Annotated in this window: 5 protein-coding genes and 1 riboswitch; of the genes, 3 read left to right on the top strand and 2 right to left on the bottom strand. The window is 72.8% G+C overall.

The genetic code is table 11. The features are described 5' to 3' along the window. Positions 1-59: 59 nt before the first annotated feature. On the bottom strand, positions 60-434 hold the full coding sequence (locus tag I59_RS16190; protein WP_022904768.1) for a BlaI/MecI/CopY family transcriptional regulator: 375 nt from the start codon (positions 432-434) through the stop codon (positions 60-62). Between the two features lie 105 nt (positions 435-539). Further along, positions 540-639, top strand: a riboswitch (glycine riboswitch). Between the two features lie 169 nt (positions 640-808). Here I59_RS16190 and gcvT point away from each other — a divergent pair. Genes gcvT through gcvP form a run of 3 tightly spaced genes read left to right on the top strand, consistent with a single transcriptional unit; the run spans position 809 to position 5,260 of the window. Then, positions 809-1,939, top strand: coding sequence for a glycine cleavage system aminomethyltransferase GcvT (gene gcvT / locus I59_RS16185; RefSeq protein ID WP_022904767.1), 1,131 nt, complete (start codon positions 809-811; stop codon positions 1,937-1,939). Positions 1,940-1,943: 4 nt separating this feature from the next. Next, on the top strand, positions 1,944-2,321 hold the full coding sequence (gene gcvH / locus I59_RS16180; RefSeq protein WP_022904766.1) for a glycine cleavage system protein GcvH: 378 nt from the start codon (positions 1,944-1,946) through the stop codon (positions 2,319-2,321). Then, the gene (gene gcvP / locus I59_RS16175) at positions 2,318-5,260 is read left to right on the top strand and encodes an aminomethyl-transferring glycine dehydrogenase (protein ID WP_022904765.1); all 2,943 of its coding nucleotides are present in this window, start codon (positions 2,318-2,320) and stop codon (positions 5,258-5,260) included. The genes gcvH and gcvP overlap by 4 nt, the downstream gene beginning before the upstream one ends. An 87-nt stretch (positions 5,261-5,347) precedes the next feature. On the opposite strand, the gene I59_RS16170 is transcribed toward gcvP, so the two are convergent. Continuing rightward, positions 5,348-6,157, bottom strand: an 810-nt coding sequence (locus I59_RS16170; RefSeq protein WP_022904764.1) for a S9 family peptidase, incomplete at its 5' end; no start/stop codon positions are given.

Raw genomic sequence — 6,157 nt, 5'->3', positions numbered from 1 at the left:
ACGACCGCGAGGGCGAGCACGATCAGGACCACTCCGGCGACGACCACGGGCGCTCCCGGTCAGCCCCGGGAGCGAGCGTCGAGGGCGCGGCGGAGGACGTCGAGGTCGTCCGAGGCGAGGGAGCCGGTGAACTGCAGGAGCGCGGCTTCGCGGTCGGCCGCGGCGGCGAGCGCGTTCGACATCAGCGACGCGGTCTGCTCCTCGCGGCTGTTCGTCGCGCGGAACGTCAGCGGTGCGTCGTCGTGCTGCTCGCGTTCGACCTGGCCCTTGCGACCGAGCCGGTCGAGGACCGTGAGGACCGTGGTGAGCGCCGGCCGCGGCTCGGGGAACGCGTCGAGCACCTGCCGGGCGCTGAGCCCGTCGGACGCGGACCAGAGCGCGTCGAGCACCGCCTGCTCGAGCTGCCCGCGGGGGCGCGATCGCTGTCCTGCCACCCGAGGATCTTACGACGGCGCTTCTCCGAGATGTCGAACGGGCGGCGACACCCGCCCGAAACACGGCGGCGGTATGCTCGTCCGCGACAACTGAAGCACGGCCGATCACCCGTCGCGGGAGACGTCGGACCCCGGGACACCGGCGTCCGGCACCGAAGGAGCAACGTCCCCGCCAATCTCTCAGGTCCAACACCGCGACGGACAGGCCACTCTGAAAAGCAGGCGCTCCCGGCCACCGGTCGGACCAGCGGCTCGCCCACGGTGAAAGCCGCCGGACCTCACGGGCCGCGGTGAAACTCTCAGGCCCATGACAGAGGGGGAGTTCCCACCCGACGACGGTCGTCGGGTGTCGTCGAGGACGAGAGAACTCCGCCATGCGTTCATCACCGCTCGAGGCCGCGCACGAGGCCGCCGGCGCCACCTTCACCGACTTCGCCGGGTACCGCATGCCCGTCCGGTACTCGTCCGACCTCGCCGAGCACCACGCGGTCCGCAGCGCGGCCGGCGTCTTCGACCTGTCGCACATGGCCGAGGTCGGCGTGACCGGGCCCGACGCGGTCGCGTTCCTCGACCACGCGCTCGCCGGGTCCTTCGGGGCGATGACCGTCGGCCGGGCCAAGTACTCCCTGCTCCTCGGCGAGGACGGAGGCATCCTCGACGACCTCGTCGTCTACCGGACCGAGGAGCACGTCTTCCTGGTGGTGGCGAACGCGTCCAACCGACAGGTGGCGGTCGACGCCCTGACCGCCCGCGCCGCGGGCTTCGACGTCGTGGTCTCGGACGACTCGGACACGACCGCGCTGGTCGCGATCCAGGGGCCGGCCGCTGCCGGCACGCTCGACGCGCTCGTCGTCGCGGACCGGCTGCAGCCCGAGACCCCCCTCGACGAGCTCCGCTACTACCGCGTCCTCCACGCGCTCTTCGACGGTGCCGAGGTGCTCGTCGCCCGCACCGGCTACACGGGCGAGGACGGCTTCGAGATCTACAGCGACCCGTCCGTCGCCGGGACGATCTGGGACGCACTCCTCGAGACCGGCGCCGATCGTGGCGTCGTCCCCGCCGGCCTGGCCGCCCGGGACACGCTCCGACTCGAGGCCGGCATGCCCCTGTACGGGCACGAGCTCGGCACCGACGTCCGTCCCGCGCAGGCCGGGCTCGGTCGGGTCGTCGCGACCTCCGGATCGTTCGTGGGGGACTCCGGGGTGGAGCCCGCACCGGGCGCCCGCGTGCTGATCGGACTCGTCACCGAGGGCCGTCGGGCTCCCCGCGCGGGCTACGACGTCGTGCTCGACGGCGAGGTCGTCGGCACCGTCACCTCGGGTGCGCTCTCCCCGACCCTGGGGCACCCGGTCGCGATGGCGTTCGTCGACCCGGCTGCGCTCGATGCGGTGTCGTCGGGCGAGCGAGTCCTGCACATCGACGTCCGCGGCACGGCCATCCCCAGCACCGTGACCCCGTTCCCCTTCTACCGTCGCCCCGCACTGCGTCAACCAGAATCGAGCTAGGACCGTGACCGACCAGACCGCACTCCAGTACACCGCCGACCACGAGTGGCTGCTCGTCGAGGGCGACACCGTGACCGTCGGCATCACCGATCACGCCGCCGAACAGCTCGGTGACGTCGTCTTCGTCGAACTCCCGGCCGTCGGCACCGCGACCACCGCGGGCGAGCAGATCGGCGAGATCGAGTCGACCAAGAGCGTCGGCGAGCTCTTCGCCCCGATCGAGGGCGAGGTCGTCGAGGTCAACGACGCCGTCGTCGACGCCCCCGACACCGTCAACCACGACCCCTTCGGCGCCGGCTGGCTCGTCAAGATCAAGGTGGACGGCACCTCGTTCCCCGAGGACCTCATGGACCACGAGGCGTACCGGGCGTCCCTCGCATGAGCGACGCGCAGCAGGACCTCCGGACGTCGCAGAACCTGCAGACGTCCTTCGCCGACCGCCACATCGGCACGACGAGCGCCGACCAGCAGGTCATGCTCGACGTCGTCGGCCAGCCGACGCTCGACGCCCTCGTCCGGACGGCGATCCCGGAGTCGATCCACGCCGCCCCCGTCACCGACTCCGTCATCCCGGCCGCGGTCGGCGAGACCGAGGCGCTCGCCGAGCTCCGCGCGAAGGCCGCGCGCAACACGGTCCGCCGCGCCATGATCGGTCTCGGCTACCACGGCACCCACACCCCCGCGGTGATCCAGCGGAACGTGCTCGAGAACCCGAGCTGGTACACGGCCTACACGCCGTACCAGCCGGAGATCTCGCAGGGCCGCCTCGAGGCGCTCATCAACTTCCAGACGATGGTGTCCGACCTCACCGGCATGGCCACCGCCGGCGCGTCCATGCTCGACGAGGGCACCGCCGTGGTCGAGGGCATGCTGCTCGCCCGCCGCGCCTCGAAGGTGAAGGGCGACGCGTTCCTCGTCGACGCCGACCTCCTGCCGCAGACCCGTGCCCTGCTCGACCACCGTGCGGACGCGGTCGGCATCGCCCTGCGCGAGTTCGACGCCGCCGAGGGCCCGACCGACGACCAGCTCGACGGCGCCTTCGGGGTCATCGTCCAGTACCCGGGCGCCTCCGGCCGTGTCGTCGACCCCTCGTCGACGATCGAGCGCGTCCACGCAGGCGGTGGCATCGCCGTCGTGGCGGCCGACCTGCTCGCGATGACGCTCCTCGCTGCGCCCGGCGACCTCGGCGCGGACGTCGCCGTCGGCACGAGCCAGCGCTTCGGCGTCCCGCTCGGCTTCGGCGGCCCGCACGCCGGCTACCTCGCCGTCCGCGCCGGACTCGAACGGCAGCTGCCCGGTCGTCTCGTCGGGGTGTCCTTCGACGCCGACGGCCAGATGGCCTACCGGCTCAGCCTCCAGACCCGCGAGCAGCACATCCGCCGCGAGAAGGCCACGAGCAACATCTGCACCGCGCAGGTGCTCCTCGCCGTGATGGCGTCGATGTACGCCGTCTACCACGGGCCCGAGGGGCTCCGCTTCATCGCCGACCGGGTCGCCCGCACCACCTCCGCACTCGCCGACGCCGCACGCGGTGCCGGCCTCGAGGTCGTGCACGAGTCGTACTTCGACACCCTGACCCTCCGGGCGTCAGGCCGTGCCGAGGCGCTCGTCGACGCAGCGCGCGAGCGCGGGTACCTCCTGCACCTCGTCGACGCCGACGCCCTCCAGGTGTCGGTCGACGAGACGACCACGCCGGACGACGTGACGGCGCTCGCCGTCGTGTTCGGGGCGGTGGACCGGGCCGTCCCCGCGACCGAGACCGCCGTGCGGGACGCAGCCACGGGCCTCCCGGCCGGCCTGCTGCGCAGCAGCGAGTACCTCACCCACCCGGTCTTCAGCGCGCACCGCAGCGAGACCCGGATGATGCGGTACCTCAAGCACCTCTCCGACAAGGACTACGCGCTCGACCGCGGCATGATCCCGCTCGGCAGCTGCACGATGAAGCTCAACGCGGCGACCGAGATGGCGGCGGTGACCTGGCCGGAATTCGCGAACGTGCACCCCTTCGCCCCCGCCGAGGACGTCGCCGGGTACCTCGACATGATCGGTGACCTCGAGTCGTGGCTCGCCGAGGTCACCGGCTACGACACCGTCTCCCTGCAGCCGAACGCCGGCAGCCAGGGCGAGCTCGCGGGCCTCCTCGCGATCCGCGGCTACCACCTCGCGAACGGCGACACCGACCGCACGGTCTGCCTCATCCCGTCGAGCGCGCACGGCACGAACGCCGCGTCCGCGGTCCTCGCGGGCATGCGGGTCGTCGTCGTGGCGTGCGACGAGGACGGCAACGTCGACCTCGACGACCTCCGCGCGAAGACCGCGCAGCACGGAGACCAGCTCGCGGCGCTGATGATCACGTACCCGTCGACCCACGGTGTCTACGAGCACGACATCACCGACATCGCCGCCGCGGTGCACGACGCCGGCGGCCAGGTCTACGTCGACGGCGCGAACCTCAACGCGCTGCTCGGGCACGCCCGGTTCGGCGACTTCGGCGGCGACGTCTCGCACCTCAACCTGCACAAGACGTTCTGCATCCCGCACGGCGGCGGCGGCCCGGGCGTGGGGCCGGTCGCGGCGAAGGCGCACCTCGCGCCGTACCTGCCCGGTCACCCGATGGCGCAGCAGGCCGACCGACGGACGGGCGCCACCGCGGCGGACGCCGACGACCGGCTCGCGCACGCCGGCGGTCCCGTCTCGGCCGCACCGTACGGCAGCCCGAGCATCCTGCCGATCACGTGGACGTACGTCCGCATGATGGGGCTCGAGGGGCTCACCCGAGCGACCGAGACCGCCGTGCTCGGCGCGAACTACATCGCCGCACGCCTCCGTGACGCCTACCCGGTCCTCTACACGGGCCAGGACGGACTCGTCGCGCACGAGTGCATCCTCGACCTGCGGCCGCTGCGGGACACCACGGGCATCACGGTCGACGACGTCGCCAAGCGCCTGGTCGACTACGGCTTCCACGCCCCGACGATGTCGTTCCCGGTCGCGGGGACGCTCATGGTCGAGCCGACCGAGAGCGAGGACCTCGCCGAGCTCGACCGGTTCGTCGACGCGATGCTCGCGATCCGTGCCGAGGCCGCCGCCGTCGAGCGCGGCGAGTGGCCGGCGGAGGACAACCCGCTCGTGCACGCGCCGCACACCGCCGCGTCGGTGATCTCGGGGGAGTGGGCGCACGCCTACACCCGCGAGCAGGCCGTCTACCCGCTGCCCGGCATCAGCGCGCGGAAGTACTGGCCGCCGGTGCGCCGGATCGACCAGGCCTACGGCGACCGCAACCTCGTGTGCGCCTGCCCGCCGGTGGAGGCGTTCGCGTAGCGAGCTACGTCGTCCGCGACACGCCAGTGAACACACGGGAGGCCCGTGGCGGATCCGCCACGGGCCTCCCGTCCGTCGTCAGGAGCGTCAGGCGACCGGCGCGACGGGCAGGTGCTGCGCCCACCAGGCCAGCACGTGCTCGAAGCGCTGCACCCGGTGCCGCGGACGCCCCGAGCGTGAGAGCTCGTGGCCCTCACCCGGGAAGACCAGCAGCGACGCGTCGACCCCCGCGCGCTTCAGCGCGACGAACTGCCGGTGGCCCTGCTCGATCGGGCAGCGCCAGTCCTCCTCGGAGTGCGCGACCATGAACGGGATCGTCACCTGCGCGGCGTACGTCAGGGGGCTGCGGCGACGCTGCTCCTCCGGGTCGGCGCCGACGTAGGCGTCCGCGAAGAACCAGCCGATGTCCGAGCTGCCCGCGAACGAGTCCCAGGCGTTGACCGCGCGCTCGCTCCACGCCGCGACGAACCGCTCGCCGTGGTGCGCCGCGACCCAGCTCGTCATGAAGCCGCCGTACGAGCCGCCCATGATGCCGACGCGGGAGCCGTCGAGGTCCGGCCGCTCGAGCGCCGCGTCGAGCAGGGCGAGCACGTCGTCGACGTCGACGGTCCCCATCGCGCCGATCACCGCGCGCCCGTGGTCGAGCCCGTACCCGCCGGAGCCGCGTGGGTTCCCGATGACGACGGCGTAGCCGGCGCTCGCGTACACCTGCGCCTCGTCGAAGAACGCCCACGTGTCCTGGCCGAACGGGCCGCCGTGCACGACACGGAGCACCGGGTGGGGGCCGTCGCCCTCGGGCAGCACCACCCAGCCGTGCACGGGCGTGCCGTCGGGGGAGGTGCCGGTGACCTCCTCGATGCGGCGGACGCCCGGGGCGGCCGCGTCGTCGCGGACGGG

Source organism: Curtobacterium sp. B8, from assembly GCF_000333315.1.
GTDB lineage: Bacteria > Actinomycetota > Actinomycetes > Actinomycetales > Microbacteriaceae > Curtobacterium > Curtobacterium luteum.
The sequence above is the reverse complement of the archived record's forward strand: the minus strand, read 5'-3'. Positions and strand labels throughout refer to the sequence as shown.